At 73.7% G+C, this 1,344-nt stretch carries 1 protein-coding gene; it reads right to left on the bottom strand.

Annotation, left to right across the window (positions count from 1 at the left end; genetic code table 11):
* Positions 1-1,344 (bottom strand): potassium channel family protein (locus ABT116_RS46825; protein WP_351647421.1); only part of this gene is annotated, 1,344 nt, incomplete at both ends.

Below are 1,344 nucleotides of genomic sequence, written 5' to 3' on the forward strand. Positions count from 1 at the left end.
TGAGCGCCAGCACCCGCCAGGCCCCGGCCCGGAACGCCTCCCCGGCCGTCCGCCCCTCCAGCTGCGGATGCCCGGCCACATCCACCTCCGCGAACAGCAGCACCCGCCGCTCCACCGGGATCGCCCCCAGGATCTGCCGCCCCATCATCGCCCCGGCGAACGCGGGCGCGGCCAGATGCGACACACTGCGGCTCCGCGTCAGGGCGGACGGGTGCGCGGCCCGCAGCGTCCGGTACACGGCCGTCGCGAAGTCGTCGTCGTACAGCCGCAGTACGACCCGCAGGTCGGGCCGTACGGACCGCGCGTACAGCGACGCCTCCAGATTCGTCGTGTCCGCGCTGGTCAGCGCCAGCAGCGCATGGGCACGGTGGATCTTCGCGGCCTCCAGCACGCCCTCCTGCGTGACGTCGCCGAGCACCACGGGAACCCGCAGCCGCCGCGCCGTGGCCAGACCCCGCGCGTCCGGATCGGACTCCACGCACACCACGGGGATGTGCAGTTCCCGCAGCCGCGTCAGCACGCGCGTCCCGATCTTGCCGAGCCCGAGCAGCACCACATGCCCGCCGAGCCCCCGTGGCGGCTTGCGCAGCGCGGACGCGCTGCGGAACGTGCCCAGTGCTTCCAGCACCGCCGCCAGCAGCACCGGCAGCAACAGCAACCCCACCAGGCCGGACAGCAGTTGCAGCACCTGCCGGGCGGTCGACTGGTGGAGCGCGGGATCGTTGATGCCGAAGAGATCGAGCAGCGTGATGTACGTCGCGTACAGCGGATGCTCGCCGGTCACGATCATCAACCCGACGGCGAGCGCCAGCACACAGCCCACCAGCCCGGCCAGCGACCACCGCAGCCGCCGCGAGAACAGCGAGGCGAACGGCGGCACACCGCCCCGGCCCGCGGGCAGGGAGGGCCCCGAGTACGACACCTGCTCCAGGACGACGGTCCCGCGCCCGGTCGCCGACGCCACCGCAGCCTCGTCCGGCAGCAGGTGCGGCCCGTGCTCCCCGCTGCCCTCGGAACCGTCCGCGCCGGCCGGGTCGTTGCTCGTCGCGGACAGCAGCGCCAGGGTGCACAGTCCCGGGTCGGCCACCTCGCCCGGCCGCGGCGGCTGCCGTTCCACCGCCCGCAGCACGAGCCCTTCCGTCTGGACGACCTTGCTGGTGCCGACGAGAGCGGTGGCGGCCAGTGCGGGCGCGGCCGTGTCGGCGTCGGACAGCACCGTCGTCGACGCGTCGAGACCCGCTCCCTCACCGTCCCCGGAGGCGACGGCGGCGGTCTGGTCCAGCAGTTCCTCGATGTGCTGCCCCAATCGCCGGTTGTAGAGCCGGAGTACGAGACGGATGCGGG

Source organism: Streptomyces sp. NPDC002130, from assembly GCF_040296465.1.
GTDB lineage: Bacteria > Actinomycetota > Actinomycetes > Streptomycetales > Streptomycetaceae > Streptomyces.